Here is a 25,775-nt window from a genome sequence, read left to right on the forward strand (position 1 = left end):
ACCAACGTGCCAATAACGAAATCGGTGGATCCACCAAGTTGCCGGAAGCTTTCCATAGAAGCTTGGCAAGCCCCGTCCAAAGAAAAAATGGACTGGTCGATCAGCGACCACGCTGTTGGCTAAGCATCGCGCGAACAACAATTGACGTAGTGGATTTTGCCGGGAAGTCGATTGTTTCGCTGACGTAGCGGAACTCGCGAACAACTTGTTGATTTATTCCAATAGTCGTCACGTTTCGTTTAACAGTTAGCCGAAGGCGTACTCGAAGGGCGCGTAGTACGCCTTCGGCTGACTGTTAAACGAACAAATCAACAAGCCGCGAAGCGTTTCGGCTAGCCGTCTTCGCTTGGCTCGTCGGTCGTGACCGTTGAATAAGTGTTATCGGTCACGGCCAAGGAATGCAGTGTGGCTGTCGAAGACTACCGAGGGTTTCGCAGTCCTGAGGGCGGACGTGATATTTCGGGCTACCTATGCCGTAAGCACACGACCGCTACGCTGTCAGAACTGTCCCAGCGATTCGGTCTAGGTGATCCCGATAGTTCTTCGGATATGGTAGAGCGAGCAAGAAAGTTCGTGACCGCCAACGCGGACGCCTACCAAAAGAGTGAAGCAAATCGAAGACCAACTTGGACTCAAACCCGAAAACCAAACCTGCCCTCACTCGAAGCGTTACCATTCAAACGAAAAATTCTGATCCATGAAAAAACGGGCATCGAACCATTCGAACGTTGATTGGCAATGGTCGCGACAAAGTCGGAAGTATCTCTGGAATGGGTTTGTGCGGATTCCATTCTTGGTGAATGTTGTCATCAACGCATCATTGCCTTGGGTGTTATTTAGACAGCGTGACAGGCTGCCGGTTTGGGGTGGCCCGGAAAGCTTGCATGGCGAGATGATCATCACGGCGATATTGTTGCCATTGTTGACGGCATGGATTTGCGGGAGAACTTTGCGTCGTCAGACTTTGGGTGAAGCCCACGCGATCCCGTTGCCAACGTTCAGAGTTGCCGATGAACCGATCGCGACAACGATGTCGAGCTTGCGCGTCGGGTTTTGGCAGGCAATGGAACGAGTCACCGGTGAAGGATCCTGGGTAGGTGGAGTCTTGTTTACGCTCGTCTGCGGGCCACTGATCTATGCGACGGGTTGGCTGGTCGTAGTCGTCTATCCGGGACCTGCCATTTCGATTGGCCAACTGTCACTGGTGAAGGCGGTTTTTGCAGGATTCCATGGTTGTTGGGTCACGCCTCTGTATGCAATGTCCGTGTTGGTAAACACTGCCAACCGACGCCGCGACGACTGAATTCGCCTCCATCAAATCCGTCAAAAAAATGGACTGGTCTGTTCCCTGAAACCTGTCCATCATTTACGAGGTTTGACTCGCTGCCGAGCCCGCATCCGATTCGTTGGCTTGATCATTATCGGTGCTCCGCTTGGCCTCGATGCCGGCTTCGATTTGGGCTTGGTCTTTTTTAGGCATGCCGATTCCCGTGGTTTCCAGCAACCATTTTTGGAACTGCCAAATCCTTTCTTCGCGAACTCCTATGACGCCGGGTTGATTGCTCCCCTGGATACCCAATTGCTGGGCTTCGTAGAGAACTCGGTCTTCGTTAAAGATTTGGCGCACTGACTTTCGAGCCATGCGCCAAGCCACGTACCTGACGATCGATCGAAGCGGTCCGTTTCGAGTTCCGTGCAACGCAAACATCCGTATTTTCACTCGAACGGTTGTCGGTGAAGTTGGAACATGGACAGACACGTAGTTGATTGTGTCGGTCATTACCACAATGAGGCTCGGATGAAAGTGATAATGGCGGTACACCTCCTTGGGCTCACCGCCCAAGAATCGACTGGTCTTGAATTGCTCTTTGGCCCATGGAAATTTCTCCGCGTACTCCAAACGCGTTTGAGAGTCTTCCAGGTGATGAATCGAGTGGAGTTCCAATGGCAATTCCCCGTCGAACCAATCCGGGTGGACTTCGGCAATGTGGTAGGAATCCAGCGTGTTTTCGACCGGGACTTTCCAATTGCTGTTCGCATCGAATTCCCATTCTTCGGCCATTCGCCACATGGGTGCTTTGAAGTTGGCCTCGATCTCATCCCATTTCTCGCCAATGAAGTCCTTCAAAGTCTCAGGACCGTTCGACAGGTTGATGAAAATCAAGTCACCACACATCTCCATTCGGATCGGTTGGAGATGAGAGTTCTCTCGGTCCCAAGGACGAAAGCAGTGAGCTTCGGGTATACGTCCGGTGCTTCCGTCCGAATTAAATTCCCACCCATGATACTGGCATTTGAACTTCTCGCTGTTGCCATTGGGTTCACATGTTAACTGCGAGTGCCGATGAGGGCATACATTCACAAATGCTTTAATCTCGTTTCCAAAATTACGCAGAATCACCGGAGTTCCTGCATGATTGACAGTAACGAAATCGCCCTTCTTGCTGATTTCCTGCTTGGTGCAGGCCAACTGCCAAGACGTGCGAAAAAGCGTTTCAAGCTCTAGCTGATAGTGGTCTGGATCGCGATAATGCTCGGGACGCAACAGGTGACGTAAACGGCTTTCGTGCACAAACATTAGAATTCCTTATCGCAAACAGATCCTTATCATCAGACGTCATAGCCTGACGACCAAACCCTAGCAAGCAAGACCGGGAAAAAGGGTCAACCAGGAAAGCAGGGCCAGGAGCCGAATTGGCTCATTAGATAACATGAAGGCTGTCCAGAACACCAAGACGGCTCCTGTACCGTTTCTTCGTCGTCTTTCCATCTTCATGGGCGTTTTGATTCCGCCTATCAACCGTCGCCGGTTTGCTTCACAATGCGGTGCGTGAACGAAGTTCTAGCAAATCATTCAAATCTCCTTCCCCCTAGGGATCCAGACAGCTAATGGCATCCAGCGAAGCCACGACGATCGACGTCGAAGGTCAAATCATCGACCTGAAAAATCGCAATTTGGCGGCTTTTCTGTCTTGGTTGGTGCCCGGTTTGGGGCACATGTACCAAGGACGAATGACCAAGGGCTGCATTTTCTTGGTCTGTATTCTGTCCGCTTGGATCCTCGGTTTTGCACTCGGTGGCGGGCATGTTGTCTATGCATCGTGGGTTCCAGGTGACCGGCGGTGGCATTATTTTTTGCAAGCAGGCGTTGGAGCACTTGCGATGCCAGCGCTGGTGCAAGGCAATCGAATGCGGAAGGCGACCGATCCTGATACCGGCTACACGGCCAGATCCTACACGCCGCTTTGGGGTGGATTCATGGCACCGCCGTACCGACGAGTGCTAGAAAGCGAAGCCGATGAAGTGTCCGCTTGGTACGCTCGCCGAGGGGCCGGTTACGAAATGGGTACCTGGTACACCGTGATCGCCGGACTGCTAAACATTCTTGTGATCTACGACGCATTTGGCGGCCCGTTGGCGGTACCGATCAGCGGCCGCAGAAAAGACGAAACGCCCGATCTGGAACATTCTGAGCCAGAACATTCTGCCCCAGAACAAGGCGATTAAACGGTCACCCCTACTGTCACTTTCACCCGCCAACCGTCACCCCTCACGCTTCAAACTTCACCCGTGCTGTCGATTTCCCCCACCTATTTGCTGTACTACCTGCCGCTGATCGTGACGATCTCGCTGGTTTTTGGCGGCACTCGTCACGAAGACACCACCAAGGTGATCCAACACGCTTGGCAAACCGGTCGCTGGATTACCGGGTTCATGCTGATTATTTTTGCCGTCCTGTGTTTGATGGCGTGGCTGATCTAAGATCGGACGAATGCGAGTACTCACACTAGGTGCCGGAACCGTCGGACGCTGGGTCGCCGACATGCTTTGCCGGCGAGGCCACAGCGTTACCGTCGTTGACCACGACCCCGAAAATGTTCGACGAATCAACAGCGAACTCGATGTGCGCGCGATCGTTGGCAGCGCTTCCCGCAGCACCGTGCTGTTCCAAGCCGGCGTGTGTTCGGCCGATATGTGTTTGGCGGTCACCGGCGACGATGAAGTCAACATTGTTGGTGCCAGCATGGCCAAGGCGCTTGGTGCACGGCGCAGCATCGCACGCGTGTACGCGCCAGCGTTTCGCGATCTGAGTACGTTCGATTATCAGAAACACTTCAACATCGACAGCCTGCTTAGTTTGGAACAACTCTCGGCATTCGAGCTGGCTCGATCGATCCGTGATCCCGACGCGATTCCGCTAGAACACTTTGCTCGCGGGCAGCTAGAAGTCTACGAGATGGATGTCGATACCAAGTCGCCTGCGGCTGGCCGTAAATTACGAGACTTAAAGATCCCCGGTTCCATCCGTGTTGGTTCGATTGCTCGCGACGGCCGCATGTGGATCGCTAGCGGTGAAGATGAATTGCATGTCGGCGATCGCATCAGTTTGATCGGAAGCCCCGAATCGGTCGCCAAGGTGCGCAGCATGTTTTCTGAACAGCGCAAGAGCCGGAAGCAGTCGCGTGTGATGATTGCTGGTGGTGGCGAAACAGGTTACCACTTGGCCGACTCGCTCGCCCGCCGCGACTACCGCGTCGTGATGCTGGAACGCGACGTTGATCGATGCGAACATCTGGCCAAGCTGTTACCCGACGTCACGGTGGTTCACGCCAACGCCAACCGCCGCGTGGTGTTAGAAGACGAAGGTGCCGGCAATGTTGATTTCTTTGTCGCCTGCACCGGGTCGGACGAAAGCAACATCATGGCCGGCGTCGAGGCTCGCGAATTGGGTTCGGCCAGAGTGATGTGTGTCGTCGGACGGCCCGATTACGCCAACGTGGTCGGAAAGCTAGGGATCGACTTGGCCGTCAGTGAACGAGACGTGGCGGCTCGTCAGATCCTGGGTTATCTGAACGAAGGCGCGATCATCAGTCGGAACCAATTGCCCAACGGAACGATTGGCGTTTATGAATTGGAAATCAACGAAGGTAGCCCGATCACCCAAGGTTCGCTGGCGGAATTGCCGTTAGCGGGACGTTGTTTGATTGGGGCGATTTATCGCGATGGCTTCGTCCGCGTCCCGACCGCCGATGATAAATTACAGGCCGGTGATGTGGTGGTCGCGTTGATCGATAGCGCGTCGCCCGATGACCCGTTGCCGCTGTTCCATTAGGAAACAAGCAAGGTAGGCCGGAACAAGCTTAGCGCAGTTCCGGCAATTGCATTGATGAGTGTTGGATTGCCGGAACTGGATTGCCGGAACTGGATTGCCGGAACTGGATTGCCGGAACTGCGCCAAGCTTGTTCCGGCCTACTTCAACAATTCAGTCCAACGTTGGATTTGCGAGCGAACTTGGTCCGGCGCGGTGCTGCCATAGCTGACGAAGGCTTCGACCGCATTCTTGCTGCCCAAGCAATCATAAACACTGTCGTCAATCTCCGGTGCATGCTCTTGCAATGCATCAATCGGCAACTCGCTCAACGAAACCTTTCGCTTCATCGCTTCCCCGACAATCGCACCGACCAAGTGGTGAGCCCGTCGCTGCGGCATGCCCTTCTTGATCATCCATTCCATCAGTGTTGTCGCGTCCAGATAGCCACGTTCCAATCGGTCAGCGATCGATGCTCGATTCAGTTCACTGTCCTGAACAATCGGCGCGGCCAATTCCAACATCGCGTCAATCGTGTCAAACGAATCAAACAACGGTGGTTTGTCTTCTTGTAGGTCGCGGTTGTAAGCCATCGGCAGGTTCTTGACCAACAACATCAACGTTTGCAGGTTGCCCATCACTCGAGCCGACTTGCCTCGCGTCAATTCCAGCGTGTCCGGATTCACCTTTTGCGGCATGATGCTGCTGCCGGTACAAAACGCTTGCGGGATTTGGATAAAGTTGTATTCCACCGTGCTCCACAGAATCCATTCCTCGGCCCAACCGCTTAGGTGTGATGCGATGACGGACAACACAAACGCTGTTTCCAACATGAAATCGCGGTCGCTGCTGGTGTCCAGGCTGTTCGCGGTGACTCCACCAAATTCCAGAGCCTTGGCGGTTTGATCGCGATCAATCGGCAACGTCGTTCCGGCGACCGCGGCAACCCCAAGGCTGCACTGGTTCACGCGGCGACGGCAATCGGCGATACGTTCTCGATCACGGGAAAACTTTTCGATGTACGCCAACCAATAGTGCGATGCCAGGACCGGTTGAGCACGTTGCAGGTGCGTGTACGCAGGCAACACGATGTCAAAATCGGCGTCGCAGCGGCTTAGGAACGCCTTTTGAAGCGTCAGCAGTCTGGCGTCGATTCCGTCCAGGGCATCACGAATCCACATGCGAATGTCGGTGCTGACTTGATCGTTCCGGCTGCGCGCCGTGTGCAGCTTTCGCCCGACGTCGCCGATGCGATCGATCAACGCCTGTTCGACGTGCATGTGAATGTCTTCCAGCTCGAACCGAATCGGCAACTTGTCGGCATCGAGTTCGGATTCGATCTCCTTCAAGGTGTCACGAATCTGGACAAATTCATCTTTGCTGATCAGCCCGACCGTTGACAGCATTTCGGCATGCGCGATCGAACCGCGAATGTCGTGTTTATACAATCGGCGATCAAAACTAATGCTCTCGGCGAACGCTTCGAGACGTTTGTCGGTCGAATCGGCAAAAACACCGCTGCGAGATGGGCTGTCTTGCTGCTTGCTCACAATCTGAACTCTTCACAAGGAGTGGTCGGGACCAATAATGGGTGGGTAAGCTTACGCAAGCTTCGCGTCATCCGCGACCAGAGACCTTTTTCCGAGAACGCTTCCGAGCTTTTGCCCATGATCTTTCGCACCCTACTTTGCATCTCCGTTTTCCTGATGGCCGATCGGGTCCAGGCCGCCGGTGCCATTGTCAACGCGGCCAACGGTAACGGGGCGACCGGGCAGCCCTATGGCGTGGCGACGATCGAAATTCCATTGGATTTTCCCGTCATCGATCAGACGCTTCCGCCACTGGTCGCAACCGACCCGGATGGGCGAATTTTGTTTCCATTCAGCGAGGACATCAAAGTCCAGGTGCCGCTGCCGTCACAAAGACCTGTACCGCGTCCCGGCGGCGGACGTTTGCTCAACCGCGTCGGAAACCTGATTCGCGAGATCACGGCTGACCAGAAACCTCAATTCCAAACCGTTGCCCGACGCGTCACGTTTTTGTTCACCGGCAACGGTCCGATGAATGTGACGCTCAGCGATGCTCGGGGAACTTTGGGTAGCTTCCCCGTCAACCCGCAACCCAATCCAATCCTGCACTCGCAAACGCTAAACGCATGGTGGGCAGGTTACACCAATGCGGCCAAGCAACAGATCGACTCGGCCGACTATCCGACTTGGGTGGAAAATTATCTGGTGGCGATGTTGTCAGGTCGGTTGCAATTACCGCTGCCCGCTTGGTACTTGGACACCGACAAAGAAGAAGACGAATTGCTTAGTACCTTGAAGTTGGTCGCCGGGGTCGAAGGCGTCGGGAAGGCGATCTTCCGAAAGCAAGCCGCCGGTGTCGGAGTGAATACTCAGAGTGCTGATTTGCCTTTGCCACTACCGCCGAACTGGTCGCCATTGTTTTCGCAGAACGATCTTGCCGATGTCCCCGTCGAGCCGATGGCGACTCGAGTGCCGCCGGAGTGTTTTTACATTCGTTACGGATCTTTTGAAAACTATCTTTGGTTCTTGAATCTTACCGAGGAATATGGCGGCGATATTTCGACGATGGTTTCGCTGCGTGGAGTCACGAATGAATCGACGGCTCGGCTCGAAAGACAACTTAACGTCAAAGCAAATGCGATGTCGCGAATGTTGGGGCCATCCGTGATCGAAGACCAAGCGATCATCGGCCGCGATCTTTTCCTGGCCGACGGCGCGTCGATGGGAGTACTGTTCAAATCCAAGAACGCGTTCCTGCTAAGAACTTCTTTCAACAATGATCGATCTTCCCTCGCGTCGTCCGACGATTCAGTCACGCTAGAAGAAATAAAAATTGGTGATCGGAAAGCGTCGCTGTTGTCATCAGCCGACAACCGAGTGCGATCGTTCTTGGTCGAAGACGACGGGTTCTTCCTGGTCACCAACAGCCGCACGATCGCAACCCGTTTTCTAGAAGTCGGTCAAAACAAGCAATCATTGGCGGCAACTGAATCGTTCTTGTTGGCTCGAAAACTAATGCCGCTGGAGCGCGAAGACACGATCTTTGCCTACTTCTCGCCGCAAATGTTACGCGGACTTGTCGCGCCGAATTACCTGATTGAATTGCGTCGTCGTTTATCGGCCAAGGCTGAAATTGCGTTGACGCACCTCGCGCGGATGGCTGCGGCTCAAGAGAGCTTTGCCGTCACCGGATCAAACGCTGCCAATTCCACCGGGATTGCTGAATTGACATCCGCTGGATTTTTGCCAACCGGTTTTGGGTCCAGACCCGATGGAAGTGGCACGATCGAAGTGGGCGATTCGGTCATGGACACACGGCGTGGTGCCAGAGGATCCTTCATTCCGATCGCCGATGTGGAGGTCACCACGGTGACAGCCGACGAAGCATCGTGGTACGGACGGATCGCGGCGGAGTATTCCAATCGGTTTCCCACGATCGATCCCATCATGGTTGGTTTGGGCAGAACGCCGCTGGACGATCAATCAGTTAGCGGTGATTCAACTGTCCAGCAATCTGGTATCGAGCGTGTCAACATCCATGCCGAGATCGCGCCTTGGGGGGCGGAAAAGTACGGCAAGTGGTCGCGGCAACTTGGACCGCCCACACCGCTTGCGATGCGATTCGCTCCCGACGATATCTTGTCCGTTCAGGCTCATGTTGCGTCGCAGCAACTGGGGCCACCGACGCACTTGTTCGCTGCCATCAAAGACACTTTGCCACCGCGACCCGAGGACTTCGAGGGCATCCTAAACATCTATCGTTCACTCAAAGCCATCCCGGGATACTTGGGTGCTTGGCCGCAACCGGGCGCGCTGGATCGATTGCCGCTGGGGCTTGGGATCGGCACGCCGGTCGGTCCTGGATTGAATCGGTTGATCGGTGGCTTGTACCGTTACAACGACGGCAGTTTCAGCATCCTCAGTTTTTGGCCCGACGTGTTGCAAGCCACTCTGCCGTTCTTGGAAGCGGTGGACGTCGAAGACACCGCGCAGATTCGCGCCACCTTTGGCAATCTGCAAGGCAGCCAATTGGAATCATGGGCGAATGGTCAGTTGTACAAGCGTGCAAGAGAAAGCAGCCTTAGCGGGGCAAGCTTTTTGAGTTTGTTGACTCGTCAGTTGGGTGTCAAACCAGACCAAGCGATGATGGAATCGCAAAGAGTACTCGGTGCAGACCTGCAATGTTCACTCGGGGGCGAGTACGAGTTTGCACCCACAGCCAAGCGATGGATCAGCACGGCATGGCGAGGCGAATTACCAAGCGGCGGCGCGCCACCGGACTACGTTGCCCCGGTCATGAAATGGTTTCGCGGCGGCGGCGCATCATTGACCCAGTACGCCGATCGAATCGTCGTCGATGCGACGGTGGATATTCAGAGAGAAAGATAGCCCGTGTTAGGGACAGGAAAAACCCCTCGCCGATATCCATTCTGAGGTGAATTTTAAAGAAACTGGCACAATCGTGCTAGTAAATGCACTTTTGGTAAGGCGGATAATGTTCCACAAGCGATAATGTACTCAGGAACAAATACCCCTTAGGAAGCAACGACATTGTTTCCAGCACTCTTTCTTGAAGGTCATTTATGAAACGTTCACATCGAGAGCGTGATGCTTTCACGCTGGTCGAGCTGTTAGTCGTCATCGCCATCATCGGCGTTTTGGTCGGTCTGCTGCTGCCCGCTGTCCAAGCTGCACGCGAGGCCGCACGCCGGATGAGCTGCAGTAACAATTTCAAGCAGGTGGGATTGGCGGTACACAACTATCATTCCGCTTTTAATCAAATGCCGAAGCACGGTACAGGTACGCCGCAACTTGGCGGAACACCAGACGGACAGAGTGCCGCGCAAGCCCCACGCGCAAACAGTCGTTTGGAATTGAGTTGGCTCGTTCCGCTGACTCCGTTCATCGAGCAGCAGGCTCTTTGGGAACAGATCAGTAACCCATTGCAGGATCCATTGACCGGTGCAATTTTCCCACCCATGGGCCCTGGTCCTCGGCGATGGTTATCGCATCACGCAGTTACACGTTACGACCCATGGTTAACGGAAATCCCCGGCTTTCGATGCCCAAGTGATCCGGGTGTTGGTTTGCCTGGTCAAGGACGCACCAATTACGCAGCAAGCGTGGGCGATTCAGCTTACTTCATCGCAGGCCCTGTCGGTGACAATGGGAACGACAATTCGGCTGGTAACACGCAGACCGTCAATGCGCGGGCCGGATGTCGAGGTGCATTCGTCCATCGTCAGGATTCAAGATTCCGCGACATTCTCGATGGCTTGTCCAATACGATTTGTGCCGCTGAAATTGCATCGGACTTAGGGGACAATGACGTGCGAACTCGCGGAGCTCACTCAGGTGGTGAGATCAGTGCTGCTGGCGGCGTCCTCCTTTGCAATGGTGAAGTCGATCCCCTACGTCCGCAATTTTGGCGTGCAGGCTTCACCAATGCTCCGCTGCAAGGTGGTGGTACGGATGCAGAGCAGCGTCGTGGACTGAAGTGGGCGATGAGTCGTTCGATTTGGGGGATGGTGACAACGATCAGCCCGCCCAACAGCTTGTTGTGCATGGAAACGAACAACTTCAATGACGCGATTGTGCCTCCGAGTAGTCGCCACCAGGGCGGCGTTCATATTTTGATGTGCGATGGAGCAGTCAAGTTTGTCACCGATTCGATCGAGGCTGGTGATCAATCCAGCGCCCAAGTCGGAAATGGAGCAGCATTCCTAGCGCCAGGTTCACAAAGTCCGTTCGGGCTGTGGGGAGCATTGGGAACGCGTTCATCGAAAGAAACCGACGTGTCGCTCGAGTAAGGAACGTGCGACTTTTTATAGTCGCCTTTCGCTCGGCGAAAACAGTGGATTCGCTACTTTCGCGGAGCGAAAGGCGACACTAATTTTCCACTCGTTCCTAAGCTTCACGCCGCGGACAATCGTTTACACAGGGGCCGGTCTCGTCTAACAACCGGCCCCGTGAGACTGACATTTCTCTACATTTTCTAACAATCGTGCAGGAAGTTGATGATGAGTCGATTTTATATTTCTTTGATGTGCTCGGTCGCGTTGGTCATGGTTCTGGGCTGTGGCGGTGCCGGCGATTCGCTCGAACAGGCTGCCGAACCGGACGAGCTCTCCAAGTGGGTCGAGGACAATCCAGCTCCAGAGACCGTCGAGATTTCAGATTGACGGTGTTGGGTTTTGGGACAGCCAACGTTGAACCGGTTAGGGCCAGGTTTCTAAACCGGCAGAGACGCTGTGTCCGTGCTCAACCTGAAATTAACGGCTGATGGCTCAGTTCCATCAGCCGTTTTTTGTTGGTCCAGCGACGCTGGGAAATTGTTTTGCTTTTCGCTTTGTATCGCCAAGCACGCGGTCGGCAATGGCATCCGAAACGTAAGAATTGGGACCGAGATAGTCGGTGTAGTGGAACCGGACCGACGGGAACTCTTCCATGGCCTCTTCTGTCTGCCTGACAATCGCTTGATAAAGCCTGCCGTGAAAAAGCAGATGCGGGTAGACCAAGATTTGGTCAAACCGGCCGGTGCTGGCTACTTGGCGAAGCACCGTTGGCAGCTTTGGTTCGGCCATGGCGTAGAACGCTGTACAAACATTCGGCAAGCTTAAACGAGTGCGAACAATTTCAGACAACAATCGCATGTCCGCCTGCGCACACGGATCAAAACTGCCGCGTCCAACCATCACCACCGCAGTCCGCTGTGGATCAGAATCCATCGACGCCAGCGATTCGGATATTCGTTGAGCCGCCAATTGCACAATGGATGCATGACGTGACAGCGGCCGAGATTGATCGGTCGTGATCCCGTTGGATTCGCTTTGGCATTGCTTGATCGCGTCAGGAATGTCGCTCTTGGCATGTCCGGCGGCGAACAGCAACAACGGTGCAACATGAATGTGAGTTGCCCCCTTTGCGACCAACGCATTCCAGCCATCGGGAATCGTGGGCGACTGAAATTCTAGCAGCGCAGATTCGACCGGCAGATCGCCGCAACGTCGGGAAAGCAACTCGCCAAGCTCAAAGAACTCTTGCGTTCCAAGCTCATCACGAGTCCCATGACCAATCAGCAGGACACCTGACTTGCGACTCACTTAACCAGTTGCGAATCAGTGAAGCCTTCGGTCGCCAACATCTTCAAGGCGTTATCAACCGCGAAGCCAGCCTTGTACTGAACAACAACTTGACGGTTATCAAGCGTCCCCTCAACCTTTTGCGGCCCAAGGACAACCTGTTCGACTGCCTCGTTCTTTTCCAGTGTTTCTTTGACTCGTGGGAAACAGGAAAACGAACAATGCATTTCGGGAACCGCCAGCGTCAAAGTACCGGCCTCTTCCATGGTCACCGCATCGGCCGAAACCGAGGTCGCCGAAGCAGCCGGATCGACCGATTCGGGCCCGCCCGTATTAGCGATGGCAATCATAATTCCAACCGCAGCAACCGCGGCAATTCCGTAAACAAGTCCACGCATGATCTTTTCCTAGTCAAATGTTTCAAGGGTTTGTGTTTTGGATTACCAATCATTTTAGATCGTCAGGCAAGATTGGGCAGGGGACCAGCAGGGCAACTCACTTTTGAAGCTGGGCAAGCTCTTGTGAGCCGCTGGCGGTAACGCCTCGGGCATTTACGTAGGCCCGGCCGCTTACGCGATCACGGCTCACTTCCCAGTATGAAAAACTGATTTGCCCTGAGGGGCCTTGTCGTCCACCGTTTGCCTGCACGGCTAAATTCACAAACCAGGCCATGTTTTGACATGGATTCGTGCTTGCGGAAGAGGCTAAGGTCGGATCGTACGCCAACGCGAAGCGTTTATCGTCAGTTTCACGGTCCGGTTTCACGATGCATCGATTCAGATGATTCAATCAAAGTCAGCCGTTAGTCGCCCGCTGAAGATTGCTTTGGCATTTTCGGGCGGTGGTGTTCGCGCGACCGTTTTTCATCTGGGCGTTTTGGCTCGCTTGGCCCGACAAGATTTGCTGGGCCAAGTCAAAATTGTCTCCAGCGTTTCCGGCGGCAGTCTTGCCGCTGGGTTGGTGTTCTCGATTTCTGGCAACCGTTGGCCGGGCAGTGCTCAGTACTTACACGATGTCGTTCCGCAAATTCACGAATTGCTGACGACACGGGACTTGCAACGCTCGTACGTGATGAAGTCGCTGATGTTTCCCTGGCAGATCGCCAAGGGCCGCGCGGCTGTGCTTGGTGATGCGATCCGAAAACATTGGCGGATCGAAACGGACTTGGCCGAACTGCCGATTTCGCCTCGTTGGATCATCAACGCGACTTGCTATGAAACGGGTAAGAATTGGCGTTTTGGACGCGATCAAATGGGCGACTACCAAACCAAGTACATCAATGATCCAGACTTTCCGCTGTCGCATGCCCTAGCAGCATCGGCGGCGGTCCCCGGATTGATCGGTCCGTTGGTCGTCAAGACGCGTGACTATGCTTGGAATGAATTTCGCGATGACGATTGGCATTCCTTCAGCCCACAATACAAACGGCTGCATCTTTGGGATGGCGGCGTATACGACAACCTGGGCGTCGAATCGTTGTTCAAACCCGGCGTGGGACTGCAAAACGACACCGACTTTCTAATTGTCTGTGACGCCTCGCGACCGCTCTCCGGTGAATCACGTGGAACCCATTGGCGGCCTAGTTATTTAAGAGCGTCGATGCGTTTGGTGGATGTTGCCACGGATCAAGTGCGGAGCCTGAGAGCACGGATGTTGATCAATCACTTCCAACAAAACCCAGGCAGCGGAGCGTACTTGCGAATGGGCCTAAAAACTAAACGCGGCAACAACCTTCGTATCGCAGGCGAGACGCCAGCGTTGACCGATGCCGAAGTCCGCCAAGCAGCCGGCATGGAAACAACCTTGCGTCGATTAACGCACAACGAATTCAGTATCCTGTTTCGCCACGGCTATGAAGTCGCCGACGCCACGCTGACACGGCACAGCGAAAAGGTGGTTCGATCAGCCTCACAGAATCACGTTCGATTCAGAGCCGCGTGATGATCGCCAGCGATTTTATCGAAATTAGATCGTAGCTGATCCCGCCAGGGTTCAGTTGATCCTGACTGAACCCTGGCGGGATCAGCTACGACGTTTGTGATCCCAAATGTTGTCTAAACGTCGATCGAATCGGCGTCTTCGGCTCGGTCCATGATGAAACGGAAACGGGCGGACGCGTCGCGGCCCATTAGGTCGCTGATGACACGGTCGGTTTCTAGTTGATCATCGATTTCGACTTTCATCAGCCGACGGGTTTCCGGGTTTAGGGTCGTGTCCCAAAGGACCGCGGGCATCATTTCGCCGAGACCCTTGAAACGTGTGATCTCTGGGTTAGCGTTACCTTTGTAATCGGCCAAGATCTTTTCGCGAGCCGATTCGTCGGCGGCCCAGTGCGTTTCTTTCCCCAGATCAATGCGATACAGCGGAGGATCCGCGATGTACAAACGACCCGCTGCAATCAACGCCGGCATGTGGCGGTAAAAGAACGTCAGCAGCAACGTCGTGATATGGTGTCCGTCACTATCGGCATCCGCCAGCAGAATCACTCGGTCGTAACGCAGCGCGGCAATATCGGTACTGGGGCCGATTCCGCAACCGAGCGCGGCAACGAGGTCTTGGATTTCTTTGTTCTCGAGAATTTTCTTCAGCGTCGCACTCTCGGTATTGAGCACCTTTCCACGCAGCGGCAAGATCGCTTGCGTGTTTCGGTCGCGACCCTGTTTCGCCGACCCGCCGGCCGAATCACCTTCGACGATGAAAATTTCACTTTCGCCTTTCCCGCCCGAAACGCAGTCCGATAGTTTGCCGGGCAACATCGTTCGTTTTCCGCTGCCTTTGCGTGACACCGCGTCCGACGCAGCACGCGAAGCGGCACGCGCACGAGCCGCTGCGATGATCCGTGCGACGACTCCATCAGCAACGCTGCGGTTGTCGTTCATCCATTGTTCCATCGCTGGACGGATCGAGTTTTCGACCAACGGAGCGACTTCAGGGTTGTTGAGTTTGTCCTTGGTTTGACCTTGAAATTGTGGTTCTGAAATGAACACGGAAACGATTGCGACGAGACCTTCGCGAATGTCTTCGGCGCTGATCTTGACGCCGCGCGGGGTCAAGCTGTGGGTGTCGATGTAGTTGCGAACCGCTTTCGTCAAACCGCTGCGGAAACCATTTTCGTGCGCACCGCCTGACCCCGTCGGGATGCCGTTGACGTAGCTGCGAACGTGTTCGTCGGTGGACTCGCTCCATTGCATCGTCATTTCCATCCGCGGGTCGTCGTTGCGAACGGTGAATGGTGCTTCGTGAATGGGGCGAGCTTTACGTTCTTTTAGAACCTTGCCCAAGTAGTCCACGATGCCGTTTTCGTGCAGATACGTTTCTTTGGTTTTCGCAGCTTCATCGATGTAGGTAACTTTGACACCGCGATGCAGGAAGCTGGCGGTTTCCAGGCGAGCTTGAACGAGCTTGGTGTCAAAATCGGTACGTGGAAAAATGGTCGGGTCGGGCGTGAACGTGATTGTGGTGCCAGTACCGCGGACTGCTCCTTTTAATTTCTGCAGCTTGCTGGTCGGTTGGCCTTTGGCGAACGTCATTCGATATTGGGCACCGTCGCGGCGGACGACCGCAGTCAATTCTTTGGACAACGCGTTGACGACCGAGGCACCCACACCGTGCAAACCGCCCGCAGTCTTGTAGTTGCCTTCGTCGAATTTGCCGCCCGCGTGCAGGACCGTCAGCACGGTTTCCAGAGCACTTTTTTTGGTCTTGGTATTTCGATCGACCGGGATTCCGCGGCCGTTGTCAGACACCGAAATCGTGCGACCATCTTTGCCCAGGGTGACCGTGATTTCGGTCGCGTGACCGTTCATCGCCTCATCGACGCTGTTATCGACCACTTCCCAAATCAGGTGATGCAGCCCAGTCGAACCAACGCCGCCGATGTACATGCCGGGGCGTTTGCGAACAGGTTCGAGACCTTCGAGGACGGTGATGTCATCGCCGCCGTATGATTTCTTTGCCATGCGTGGGTGTTAGCTTGGGTTTGCGAGATTGCACGATTTCCGGGGTAGTTTCCGTGCCTGAACAAATACCCGCTCAGCCCGATCGAATCAAGTTGGTTCCTATCCTCGTCTTTTTTTGGTTCGACGCTAGGATTGACATTCAACTGACACAAGCGTCCTAGCGAAATTTGAAGAGGAATCACCGAATGTCCGGCCAAACCCCAACGATCATCTACACCCATACTGACGAAGCCCCCGCATTGGCGACCCATTCGCTGCTGCCGATCGTTCAGGCGTTTTGTGATGCCGCAGACGTCAAAGTTGAAATTCGCGACATTTCGCTGACGGCCCGAATACTGGCAAATCTGTCGGATCGGCTGCCCGAGGATCAAAAGCGGTCTGACGCGTTGGCAGAGCTAGGGGCGATGGCGAAAACACCCGAAGCCAACATCATCAAGCTGCCCAACATCAGCGCTTCGATTCCTCAATTATCTGCCGCGATCGAAGAATTGCAGGCCAAGGGTTTCGCCGTCCCCGATTTCCCCGAAGAACCATCGACCGACGACGAAAAAGCGATCCGCGACGCCTACGCCAAAGTCTTAGGCAGCGCCGTCAACCCAGTCCTGCGAGAAGGCAATTCCGATCGCCGCGTCGCCGGCCCCGTCAAGGAATACGCTCGCAAGAATCCTCACTCGATGGGCCAGTGGTCATCTGATTCCAAGTCCCATGTCGCTCACATGTCCGAAGGCGACTTCTTTGGCAGCGAACAATCGCACATCATGCAATCAGCCGGATCGGTTCGCATTGAACTGACAAGCAACGGCGAAACGACCGTCTTGAAAGAAGGCCTGGAACTGCAAACCGGTGAAGTGATCGACGCGTCGGTGATGAGCAAGACGGCGCTGCGAAAATTCTTGGCTGAACAAATTGATGACGCCAAGTCGCAAGACGTGCTGATGTCGCTGCACATGAAAGCGACGATGATGAAGGTGTCCGACCCGATCATCTTCGGACACTGCGTCAGCGTTTATTACGAAGACGTCTTCGCGAAGCACGCCGCACTGTTTGAAGAAATCGGAGTCGACGCCAACAACGGTATCGGCGACGTGTACGCCAAGATCGAATCGTTGCCTGCCGACAAACAAGCCGAGATCAAAGCCGACATCGAATCGGTCTACGCCGATCGCCCCAAACTAGCGATGGTCGATTCAGACAAAGGCATCACCAACCTGCATGTGCCCAGCGACGTGATCATCGACGCGTCGATGCCAGCGGCGATTCGATCGTCAGGTAAAATGTGGGGCCCCGATGGAAAGCTTCACGACACCAAGGCAATCATCCCCGACCGTTGTTACGCTGGCGTCTACCAAGCCACGATCGACTTCTGCATCGCCAACGGAGCGTTCGATGTTGCGACCATGGGCAACGTCGCCAACGTGGGACTGATGGCTCAGAAGGCGGAAGAGTACGGATCGCACGACAAGACGTTTGAGATTGAATCCGACGGTGTCGTTCAGGTTGTTGACGCCGCTGGCAACGTGCTGATGAAACACGATGTAAAGCAGGGTGACATCTGGCGAATGTGCCAAACCAAAGACGCACCGATTCGCGACTGGGTGCGATTGGCTATCAGCCGCGCTCGTGCGACCGGATCACCAGCCATTTTCTGGTTGGACGAAAACCGTGCCCACGACGCAAACCTGATCAAGAAGGTCACGCAGTACTTGCCCGATCACGACACCGACGGCCTGGAAGTTTCCATCATGTCGCCTGTCGATGCAGCAACCTATGCTTGCCAACGTTGCAAGGACGGCAAAGATACGATCTCGGTTACCGGCAACGTGCTGCGAGATTACCTGACCGACCTGTTCCCGATTTTAGAACTTGGCACCAGTGCCAAAATGCTGTCGATCGTGCCTCTGTTGGCTGGCGGTGGACTCTTTGAAACCGGGGCCGGTGGTTCCGCACCAAAACACGTCCAACAATTTGTTCAGGAAAACCACCTGCGTTGGGATTCGCTGGGCGAGTTTTTAGCGATCGCAGTTTCGCTGGAAGACCTGGGTGCCAAAATTGGCAAAGACGACATCCTGGTCTTAGCTGAAACATTAAACGACGCGACCAGCAAGTTGTTAGACAACAACAAATCCCCCAGTCGCAAAGCTGGCGAACTGGACAACCGAGGCAGTCACTTTTACCTAGCGATGTACTGGGCCCAAGCCCTGGCCGCCCAAGACAAAAGCCCAACACTAAAATCCAAGTTCACAGAGTTCGCCAAGACTCTAACGCAAAACGAAACCAAGATCGTCGACGAGCTCAACTCCGTCCAAGGCAAGCCAGTCGACATCGGCGGCTACTTCCAACCCGACTGCGAAAAAACCGCCACCGCGATGCGCCCCAGCAAAACCCTCAACGAAACCCTAGCGACATTGTAAGACGCCAAACTGCGCGGGCCGGCAACAAGACGCGTCAGCGGCGCAGTTCCGGCATTCGCAACACAAGACCTGCACCCTGGCAAAGCGTTTCGCAAAACAACTGCGTCACAACGGTACTTTGCGAGCATAAAACTCTGTGTCTTCTGTGCCCTTTGTGGCTAGCCAAACCCAGGCATGCAGCGGGTGCGAGATAGTTGATTTCGTCCTCTTATGCACGTCGTTTCTAGCCACAAAGGGCACAGAGTTCACAAAGGAAGATCGCGTATTGATCCGAAGTGTGTCCTGACATGGCGGTTGGTCACATTGGGTTTGTTCGATCCGGTACACTTGAGAATTGACTTCCGAAGGTTTGGTTCTCTCTGGACGGATTGCGAGATGGTTCAAAACGAGATTGATTGGGATGCGGCCAACGCTGAGTTGGCCAGTCATGGGCGTGGTGGGATTGATGCTAAGACGGCACGGCGGTCGTCGGATCCGCGGCGAAGTGCTAAGCGAGATTCGGCCGGTTGGGTGAACGACATCGGCGACCCACCGCCAGGGATCGCCAAGGAAACACTTTCGCCCGAAATCTTGGACCAATTGCGATTGTCGTCGATCACCGGTGTCGGGCCGCGAATCATGGCGACGTTGCTGGAGCGTTTCGGCAGTGCAAGTGAAGTGTTCCGTGGTGACACCGACGCGATCGTTTCAGTGCCCGGCATCGGACCCAAGCTGTACAACGAAATCAAGTTGGAAAGTCGTGGCTATGATTTGGACGCCGTCGTTCATTGGTGCATGAACCATGACACGCAAATCTTGGTCAAGGATCAATCGCCTTACCCAACGATGCTGGATGATCTGGTCGATGCGCCGCCGATTCTGTTTTGCCGCGGCGAACTTCTTCCCGAAGACGACATTGCGGTTGCCATCGTGGGAACGCGTCACGCAACCAGCTACGGTTTAAAGCAGGCCGAGCGAATCGCTTATTCCTTGGCTCGTGCCGGGGTCACCGTGGTCAGCGGATTGGCGCGAGGAATTGATGCGGCGGCGCATGAAGGTGCATTGTCGGGTGGCGGGCGAACGATCGCGGTGCTCGGTGGCGGGTTGGCCCAGATGTATCCGCCCGAACATGGTGGACTCGCCAAAGCGATCGCTGCCGACGGCGCGGTATTGAGTGAGCATCCACCGATGACAAAGACCAAGGGTGGATTGTTCCCACAGCGAAACCGCATCGTCGCGGGCTTATCGATGGCCACGCTGGTGATTGAGGCACCCGATCGGAGCGGTTCACTGATCACCGCAAGACTTGCAGGCGAACAAAATCGCGAAGTCATGTCGCTGCCCGGTCCCGTTTCCAGCCGAGTGTCACGCGGTTGCAACCAACTGATCCGCGACGGCGCGACACTCGTCCAAAGCGTTGACGACATTCTGGAAGCACTCGGCCCGATGCGAAGCCCCGTCGAAACCAGCGATGGAAACCAAGTTCATCGCCCAAGCGAGCTAAAACTGAACGAGATCGAACGCAAAGTACTCGACGCGATCGAAACCACCAGCACATCGATCGACCAAGTCATTCAGACCTGCGAATTGCCAACCCACCAGGTCATCGCCATCATCAGCGTCCTGGAAATGAAACGATTGGTGCAGCGAATGTCGGGGCAGAACGTGTGTCGGATTTAACCAAGGTTATTGAAAAGCGAAACACTTCTTCAAGTCACATTTTTTGTCAGAGAGATCGATTGCCTCGTAAGCCCTACGCAACCTTGCGACGCAGCAATCCGATGACCAGCACCACGGCGGCGATGGTCAATGCGTAGCCAGCCCAGGCGTGCCACGAAACGAGTTGATGCATCGTGTCGGTCGACGCGATCGGCAACATGCATAGGAACACCGTTGCGATCGTGGGCAAGCCGAACGCGACCGATCCCCAGAAACCGATGTTGTACATCGATGCTCTTAAGTGTCGCCTCGAAAAACCGATCAGCCCGATGATCGCGTAGACCGGCAACGTAAACACCAACGCGCCGCTGGCACCCATGTGAATCAACAACGGCAAGCCACTCATGCCATGACCGCCCCAAGATACCGCAGTGGTCGCCGTCAATACGACAACCAATCCGACCAACAGCATCGCAAGCGCTCGTTCGATCCACAGCATCATCGGCGGGCCTCCTGCGATGGGGTCGATGAATCCGAGCTGGCCAATGGATTGTTTTTCAGTTCAGCCTTGTGGAACAGATGCACGCTAAGCATCCCAAGCCCGATCATCAAAACGCAGACCAGAATCGCGATCGAACCGGCAATGAAATACTTAAAAGTCTTACGTCCGGAAAACATCTGATTCCATGCCAATCGCTGCAGCGGATCAACACCTTGCAGCGACGCCATCGTCACTTTGCCGTCACTGTCGTTAGCGATGCGATTAACGGGTCCGACGGGTGACACCGTCGATGCAAAAATCAGTCCATCGTCGCTGTGACATTCGACGCAGCCGCCGACGCCGAGCGACCGTCCGGCGGGGCGAACATTGTGGGCCATCGGCCACGTGATCATGCCAGTGTCGCGTTCGTTGGAAGATTCGATTTCGCGTAGCCCTGTCCCCTCGCTATCTGTCCCCTCGCTATCGACCGCATAAACCTGGCCGGTCGATACATAGACAGCAGTCCTGTCACCGATCTCCTTCTCGATTGCCTTCAAACTAGCTGATACCTTTTCACGAAAGTTTTGTTGCCCGATTTCTTGCTGGCGTTTGCCGATCAAGTCCTGTTCTTGCTGGTTCCATTCTTCGGAATCAACACGAGCACGTTCTTCGCCGAGCACTTCTTTTCGTTGATCTGATTTCAATTTTGGCAGCATCAGTTCATCGATGAAATCGCGACGAACACGCAGCGTTTTTCGCGTCCAGTCGTACACCTGATCAGGATTCAGCGGAGTGATCGAATCATCGCCATTGAGCACACCCCAATAAGCTGGCCACATCGCTTTGTGTGGGTAAACCTTGTCGTCAGCACGCTTGGTATAGACGCCGGAAACCATCGCGGGCAATTCGTCACCCTTGCGACGCCCTTTCTCGCCGAGGCTGTGCGCCAGGGAGGTCATCAAACGCTGCGCCTGCTCGTCAATCATTGGACCGCTGTGACAAGCAGTGCAAGCCAGTTTTTCAAAGTGAATCGGTGGAAGGCCTTCGTGCAGCGGCTTTGGCGAACCCAGCCGACCGGCAAGCAGCGCCGGATCGCTTGATCCTTCCTGGCCCAGGTGACAGCCCGCACATGACAACGTCACCATCGCATCGGGATTTGAATGTTGTTGGCCCTCGAATCCTCTGACCATGTCGTGGTCCAAACCGTTACGGTGACAATCCACACAATCCATCCCCGCACGAAGGTGAACGTCTTCGTCATGGATCCAGCGTTGCTGAACGCCTTGTTCATCGACGGTTCGCTGGCTGTGACATTGGTAACAAGCGTTGGACAATGGTTGTCGCACCAGGTCGACAAAAACCGATCCATCGAGTGCAAATTTCCGTGCGTCATAGGTGACCGTCGGCATCTTTTTCTGAACAGATTCGTCAGCCGGATCGATCTTGCCTCTGATTCTGGAAACATCTCCCTTGATCTCACCCAGTCGCAGTGCGGCAGTGGGAGCCCAAGCAAAATTTTGTTTTTCAATCTGGCTCCGGCGCTCGTTCATGTCATAGGCACCCGACACTGCGTGGCAAGCCAGACAATCGACTTCCAATGATCCCGAAAGTTGCCATCGCGGTGGATCAATTTCCGCCACTTGCTCTTCTTGACCGGTCTCGATATCGCCAACGGAACCATTCTCGCCTGGTCCACCACCGGGAAGCCGTCCCCCGAACTTCAGCGTCATTTGCCAAGGCGACAAACCAGCTTGTGATGGATGAAAAGAATGCGACCAGTCGCGATAAGTCAGCGGCAACTGCGTGCCTGTACGAGCATCCGTCCAAATCCAAGGTTCGCCATCACGCCCCGAAATCGCGGTCGAATCAAACGCGTTGAAGTGCCAACCGTGTGAGATTGTGTTGTAGTCGTGACAACGTCCGCAGGTATTGCGAGGCGAGTAGGGAAGCGTTGACTCAGCCGTGATTTTTCGATTGTCAGTATCGTACAAATCAATGTGATGCAGATACCGCGCATCACCATCACTGCGAGCTTCGGCACGCTCCGCTGCTGTACCCGTGCCAACGGCTACCACCGTTAGCATCGCAAAAAAAACAATTGCCACCGTGCGACGCATCATCAAAATTTCTCTAGTCCATTCGTTGGTCGAAGATTTCTCAAATGATATCGACGCTTCGGTTTCGTGACGATAGCAAACGAGAACGTTCACGATGCAAGAATTGCACCTTACGGTTCACTGAGAATGACGATGTTTGCTGGAGTCCAGGCATTCGCCGCTCTTTTTCACAGGTGGAATTGCGAGAGTATTGAGTGCTCAAGCGACTAAAGCCTGGACAAAACATGGAGCGTGCGACCATGAGACAGTGTATTGTCAGAAGCTATCTCAAACGTAGCTGATCCCGCCAGGGTTCAGTCGCACGTTAGGCGATGCAGAACTGAACCCTGGCGAGATCAGCTACGTGCGTCACCTATCTTGCGCAATCGTTTCGGCGATGTTGCGAGCGTGGTCACGGACGCGAATGTACGCATTCAAGGCAGCCATGAATGCCACGTTGACGACTGGGTGAATTGTGCCCGCGGATAACTCCTCCAGATGCTTGCGACGCAATCCATTGATCTCGTCCCGAATCCGTTTGCCGCTTGCCTCGGTGTTATTCAGAACGTTTGGATTGGAAGCGATCAAGGCCCCATGAATTTCGGTCACGTAAGTTCGTACTTGACGGTTCAACGCCTCTAAATCAGTCCTCTGTGATTCGGTAAATCGGAAACCATCGCGGCGTAACTTGCGATCAAATTTATCGAGGTTAACGATGTAGTCGCTGATCGATTCATATTCGTCCGCCAACCGAAATTGACGGCGTCCCTCTTCGACGGTTGCGTGCGAAACGTTGCTTGAAAGTAGTTTTGTGACAAAGTCGGCGACTTCGTCTCGGACTGAATTCAGGATACGTTCACGTTGTTTTAGTCGATCGCCTAGTTGTCTGTCGGAGTCGCTGGCGAGCATCAATTCCAAATGCCAATCCAGCATTTTCAGGCAACCATCGCCCATCTTGATGATCTCTTTACGAGATTGTTCGATCGCAAGCAGGGGTGTTTCTAAAATGCGAACATCCAGGTCCGTCAATCGCGAATTTTCTTTGTAAGGCAGCGAAGGAATCGCCTTTTCCAGAAAACGGACCATCGGTGTCACAAAGGGCATGAACAGAAGCATGTTGCACACATTGAATACGCTGTGCGTCGCCGCGATCGCAGCCACGGTGTTGGGGTAAGTGTCGTTGCCATCGATGACAACTGCCTCGGTGACATCCAAACCAATCACGCTCTGGATAAATCGGATATACCACTGAAAGATCAACGTGATCCAGAACACGCCGGCTAAATTAAAGATGACGTGGAAGTAAGCTGCACGCCGCGCGTTGGTGGTGGTTCCCAGAGAAGCCAAAAAAGCGGTGATCGTGGTGCCAATGTTCTCGCCCAAAATCAGCGCCGCGGCGGTCGGATAAGAGATGACGCCCTGCGTCGCTAACGAGATCGTGATGCCGAGCGTTGCTGAAGACGATTGAACCAACGTCGTCAGGATACAGCCGACAAGCGCACACTTGAGAACACCGAAATAGCTGTCGGCCTGGAACCTGGCAAACCATGCTTCGAAGTCAGGCATTTCTTTGATGATCGAACAGGCATCTTTCATGACCTCCAGCCCAAAGAACACCATTCCGATGCCCATGATGAACATCGCCCAGTACCGCCATCTTTCGTTCCGCGTAAAAAGATAGGTGAACGCGGCAAACCCCAGCAGCGGAAGTCCGTACTTGCCGACCTTCAATACCAAGATCCAACCGGTGATCGTCGTGCCGACGTTGGCCCCCATGATGACGCCGACCGCCTGGGACAGTTCCATCACACCGCTGTTCACAAATCCGACAACCATCACCGTCGTGATGGAACTCGATTGCACCACGCATGTCACGATAACGCCAACGGTGGTCGCAAAGATTCGGTGGTTGGTGACGGCACCGATCAATCGACGCAAACTATTTCCCGCAACCGCCTGCATTCCATCGGACATGTGCTTCATGCCGAGCAGGAAAATACCGAGGCCGCCAACGAGCTCGAAAACCATCTTGATCTGCGTCGATGAATCCAAAGTTTCCGTTTTCCCTGACCCGTAAAACTAGATTGATAAGGACCGTCGGAACAATGAGTGGCGGGAAAATTGGTAGCGAAAGTCGCCAAGACTTTCGGTTTGTCGAGATGCCGAAACTCTTGGCGAGTTTCGCTACGCTACTTATTGTCGAGATGCCGAAACTCTTGGCGAGTTTCGCTACGCCACTTATTGTTCCGACGGTCCTAAGATTAATGAAAGACCGCTAGGTCGAGGAAATGGGTAGCCCGGATGGTTCTCCAGACTGTGACTGCCAATAAGAAACCTTCTTGGAAACTGCATTCAAACCAACGCTAGTTTAGCGATGACCGATCCGTCACCGATTCCGCCATGGCTCACGATTCCGCGTCACCCGACTAGGTGACCGCTGGACTGCTGGCAATCTTGCAGGGGACTTCGATCGTGCCGATCCAGTCGGCCAATCGCTCGCAAAACGCTTCAGTGTTTTCTCCATGAGTCTGCCAGCGTGGGGGATCGCTTTGACGCAAACTGGCGTGCAATTGCGACAAACAACGATGCAGGTGAGCCAAGATTTCTGACGTCTCGTTATCAGCGACCGCTATCGGATTCAATTTCAGGCGTCCGGCGGGCGTTTCAGTTTGATCAGGCGAAGATCTGTTTCGTGATTGATTCAGTCTCATCAGCACTCCATTCTCCGCCGCGTATCGCTGACCGTTCAAAAAAACGCGGCGAAGTTCACCGCTGGAATTGAACTGGTAGACCGGATCTTGGTCCCAATACAAACTTGCTGAACCGCAAAGGCCTTCTGGAATCGTTTGGCGAAATCCCACAACGACTTCGGCTTGGTCGATCTGCGTGCGTCCACGAATGGGCATTTGCGTGCCATCGCGAAACAGATCTTCTCGATCATGAATTTGACGTGCCATCGTTCTCGCTGTCGCCGACGTTAACTGTCGCC

20 protein-coding genes are annotated in these 25,775 nt (G+C 54.4%); 11 read left to right on the top strand and 9 right to left on the bottom strand.

Going from position 1 to position 25,775, the window contains the following annotated elements:
- Positions 1 to 405 precede the first annotated feature (405 nt).
- Positions 406 to 732, top strand: coding sequence for a hypothetical protein (locus tag RC85_RS01835; protein ID WP_149752881.1), 327 nt, complete (start codon positions 406 to 408; stop codon positions 730 to 732).
- Entirely contained in the window at positions 698 to 1,303 is a 606-nt protein-coding gene (locus RC85_RS01840; protein ID WP_068258172.1) for a hypothetical protein, read from the top strand. Before RC85_RS01835 ends, RC85_RS01840 begins: the two co-directional genes overlap by 35 nt.
- Before the next feature lie 63 nt (positions 1,304 to 1,366).
- Here RC85_RS01840 and RC85_RS01845 read toward each other — a convergent pair whose 3' ends face one another.
- The gene (locus RC85_RS01845) at positions 1,367 to 2,578 is read right to left on the bottom strand and encodes an aromatic ring-hydroxylating oxygenase subunit alpha (protein WP_068258173.1); all 1,212 of its coding nucleotides are present in this window, start codon (positions 2,576 to 2,578) and stop codon (positions 1,367 to 1,369) included.
- Between the two features lie 311 nt (positions 2,579 to 2,889).
- Between RC85_RS01845 and RC85_RS01850 the strand changes: the two genes are divergently transcribed.
- The 3 genes from RC85_RS01850 to trkA all read left to right on the top strand — a co-directional run bounded on the left by RC85_RS01850 (position 2,890) and on the right by trkA (position 5,113).
- Positions 2,890 to 3,507, top strand: coding sequence for a DUF6677 family protein (locus RC85_RS01850; RefSeq protein WP_235033368.1), 618 nt, complete (start codon positions 2,890 to 2,892; stop codon positions 3,505 to 3,507).
- Positions 3,508 to 3,570: 63 nt separating this feature from the next.
- Positions 3,571 to 3,762, top strand: a complete 192-nt coding sequence (locus tag RC85_RS01855; RefSeq protein ID WP_068258174.1) for a hypothetical protein — start codon at positions 3,571 to 3,573, stop codon at positions 3,760 to 3,762.
- 10 nt (positions 3,763 to 3,772) lie between these two features.
- Entirely contained in the window at positions 3,773 to 5,113 is a 1,341-nt protein-coding gene (trkA, locus tag RC85_RS01860) for a Trk system potassium transporter TrkA (RefSeq protein ID WP_068258175.1), read from the top strand.
- A gap of 138 nt (positions 5,114 to 5,251) precedes the next feature.
- Here the strand turns inward: trkA and argH are convergent, their stop codons facing one another.
- Entirely contained in the window at positions 5,252 to 6,640 is a 1,389-nt protein-coding gene (argH, locus tag RC85_RS01865; RefSeq protein ID WP_068258176.1) for an argininosuccinate lyase, read from the bottom strand.
- A 117-nt stretch (positions 6,641 to 6,757) separates the two neighbouring features.
- On the opposite strand from argH, the gene RC85_RS01870 reads away from it, so the two are divergent.
- The 3 genes from RC85_RS01870 (at position 6,758) to RC85_RS26555 (ending at position 11,301) form a co-directional block, all read left to right on the top strand.
- A complete protein-coding gene (locus tag RC85_RS01870; RefSeq protein WP_149752880.1) occupies positions 6,758 to 9,508 on the top strand; it encodes a hypothetical protein in 2,751 nt (916 codons plus the stop codon).
- Between the two features lie 194 nt (positions 9,509 to 9,702).
- Entirely contained in the window at positions 9,703 to 10,929 is a 1,227-nt protein-coding gene (locus RC85_RS01875) for a DUF1559 domain-containing protein (protein ID WP_068258178.1), read from the top strand.
- Between the two features lie 210 nt (positions 10,930 to 11,139).
- On the top strand, positions 11,140 to 11,301 hold the full coding sequence (locus RC85_RS26555) for a hypothetical protein (protein ID WP_160148170.1): 162 nt from the start codon (positions 11,140 to 11,142) through the stop codon (positions 11,299 to 11,301).
- A 114-nt stretch (positions 11,302 to 11,415) separates the two neighbouring features.
- Here the strand turns inward: RC85_RS26555 and RC85_RS01880 are convergent, their stop codons facing one another.
- Together RC85_RS01880 and RC85_RS01885 are read right to left on the bottom strand one after the other, a co-directional pair.
- Complete coding sequence (locus RC85_RS01880; RefSeq protein WP_068258179.1) at positions 11,416 to 12,222, bottom strand: sirohydrochlorin chelatase; 807 nt, start codon at positions 12,220 to 12,222, stop codon at positions 11,416 to 11,418.
- Positions 12,219 to 12,599, bottom strand: a complete 381-nt coding sequence (locus tag RC85_RS01885; RefSeq protein WP_068258180.1) for a hypothetical protein — start codon at positions 12,597 to 12,599, stop codon at positions 12,219 to 12,221. The genes RC85_RS01880 and RC85_RS01885 overlap by 4 nt, the downstream gene beginning before the upstream one ends.
- Before the next feature lie 415 nt (positions 12,600 to 13,014).
- Here RC85_RS01885 and RC85_RS01890 point away from each other — a divergent pair, with 415 nt between their 5' ends.
- Positions 13,015 to 14,142 carry a patatin-like phospholipase family protein gene (locus tag RC85_RS01890; protein WP_068258232.1) on the top strand — a complete coding sequence of 376 codons (1,128 nt, stop codon included), beginning with the start codon at positions 13,015 to 13,017 and terminating at the stop codon, positions 14,140 to 14,142.
- A gap of 113 nt (positions 14,143 to 14,255) precedes the next feature.
- Here RC85_RS01890 and RC85_RS01895 read toward each other — a convergent pair whose 3' ends face one another.
- The gene (locus RC85_RS01895; RefSeq protein ID WP_068258181.1) at positions 14,256 to 16,160 is read right to left on the bottom strand and encodes a DNA gyrase/topoisomerase IV subunit B; all 1,905 of its coding nucleotides are present in this window, start codon (positions 16,158 to 16,160) and stop codon (positions 14,256 to 14,258) included.
- A 185-nt stretch (positions 16,161 to 16,345) separates the two neighbouring features.
- On the opposite strand from RC85_RS01895, the gene RC85_RS01900 reads away from it, so the two are divergent.
- Together RC85_RS01900 and dprA are read left to right on the top strand one after the other, a co-directional pair.
- Complete coding sequence (locus RC85_RS01900; RefSeq protein WP_068258182.1) at positions 16,346 to 18,571, top strand: NADP-dependent isocitrate dehydrogenase; 2,226 nt, start codon at positions 16,346 to 16,348, stop codon at positions 18,569 to 18,571.
- Between the two features lie 375 nt (positions 18,572 to 18,946).
- On the top strand, positions 18,947 to 20,230 hold the full coding sequence (gene dprA, locus RC85_RS01905) for a DNA-processing protein DprA (protein ID WP_149752879.1): 1,284 nt from the start codon (positions 18,947 to 18,949) through the stop codon (positions 20,228 to 20,230).
- A gap of 73 nt (positions 20,231 to 20,303) precedes the next feature.
- Here the strand turns inward: dprA and RC85_RS01910 are convergent, their stop codons facing one another.
- The 4 genes from RC85_RS01910 to RC85_RS01925 form a co-directional block, all read right to left on the bottom strand.
- Positions 20,304 to 20,711, bottom strand: coding sequence for a hypothetical protein (locus tag RC85_RS01910; RefSeq protein WP_084422274.1), 408 nt, complete (start codon positions 20,709 to 20,711; stop codon positions 20,304 to 20,306).
- Entirely contained in the window at positions 20,708 to 22,810 is a 2,103-nt protein-coding gene (locus RC85_RS01915) for a hypothetical protein (protein WP_149752878.1), read from the bottom strand. Before RC85_RS01915 ends, RC85_RS01910 begins: the two co-directional genes overlap by 4 nt.
- A gap of 345 nt (positions 22,811 to 23,155) precedes the next feature.
- Positions 23,156 to 24,814: a Na/Pi cotransporter family protein gene (locus RC85_RS01920; protein WP_200836782.1), complete on the bottom strand. Its 1,659-nt coding sequence runs from the start codon at positions 24,812 to 24,814 to the stop codon at positions 23,156 to 23,158.
- Positions 24,815 to 25,212: 398 nt separating this feature from the next.
- A complete protein-coding gene (locus tag RC85_RS01925) occupies positions 25,213 to 25,743 on the bottom strand; it encodes a hypothetical protein (protein WP_068258185.1) in 531 nt (176 codons plus the stop codon).
- Between the last annotated feature and the right edge of the window lie 32 nt (positions 25,744 to 25,775).

Origin of the sequence: Rubripirellula obstinata (assembly GCF_001642955.1) — a bacterium.
Lineage (GTDB): Bacteria > Planctomycetota > Planctomycetia > Pirellulales > Pirellulaceae > Rubripirellula > Rubripirellula obstinata.

Bases quoted from the DNA above. Each gene is read 5' to 3' on its own strand.
- RC85_RS01925 (WP_068258185.1), bottom strand. From the start codon at position 25,743: ATGGCACGTCAAATTCATGATCGAGAAGATCTGTTTCGCGATGGCACG.
- trkA (WP_068258175.1), top strand. From the start codon at position 3,773: ATGCGAGTACTCACACTAGGTGCCGGAACCGTCGGACGCTGGGTCGCC.
- RC85_RS01910 (WP_084422274.1), bottom strand. From the start codon at position 20,711: ATGATGCTGTGGATCGAACGAGCGCTTGCGATGCTGTTGGTCGGATTG.
- RC85_RS01915 (WP_149752878.1), bottom strand. From the start codon at position 22,810: ATGATGCGTCGCACGGTGGCAATTGTTTTTTTTGCGATGCTAACGGTG.
- RC85_RS01875 (WP_068258178.1), top strand. From the start codon at position 9,703: ATGAAACGTTCACATCGAGAGCGTGATGCTTTCACGCTGGTCGAGCTG.
- RC85_RS01850 (WP_235033368.1), top strand. From the start codon at position 2,890: ATGGCATCCAGCGAAGCCACGACGATCGACGTCGAAGGTCAAATCATC.
- RC85_RS01885 (WP_068258180.1), bottom strand. From the start codon at position 12,599: ATGCGTGGACTTGTTTACGGAATTGCCGCGGTTGCTGCGGTTGGAATT.
- RC85_RS01920 (WP_200836782.1), bottom strand. From the start codon at position 24,814: ATGGTTTTCGAGCTCGTTGGCGGCCTCGGTATTTTCCTGCTCGGCATG.
- RC85_RS01870 (WP_149752880.1), top strand. From the start codon at position 6,758: ATGATCTTTCGCACCCTACTTTGCATCTCCGTTTTCCTGATGGCCGAT.
- RC85_RS26555 (WP_160148170.1), top strand. From the start codon at position 11,140: ATGAGTCGATTTTATATTTCTTTGATGTGCTCGGTCGCGTTGGTCATG.
- RC85_RS01895 (WP_068258181.1), bottom strand. From the start codon at position 16,160: ATGGCAAAGAAATCATACGGCGGCGATGACATCACCGTCCTCGAAGGT.
- dprA (WP_149752879.1), top strand. From the start codon at position 18,947: ATGGTTCAAAACGAGATTGATTGGGATGCGGCCAACGCTGAGTTGGCC.
- RC85_RS01840 (WP_068258172.1), top strand. From the start codon at position 698: ATGAAAAAACGGGCATCGAACCATTCGAACGTTGATTGGCAATGGTCG.
- RC85_RS01845 (WP_068258173.1), bottom strand. From the start codon at position 2,578: ATGTTTGTGCACGAAAGCCGTTTACGTCACCTGTTGCGTCCCGAGCAT.
- RC85_RS01900 (WP_068258182.1), top strand. From the start codon at position 16,346: ATGTCCGGCCAAACCCCAACGATCATCTACACCCATACTGACGAAGCC.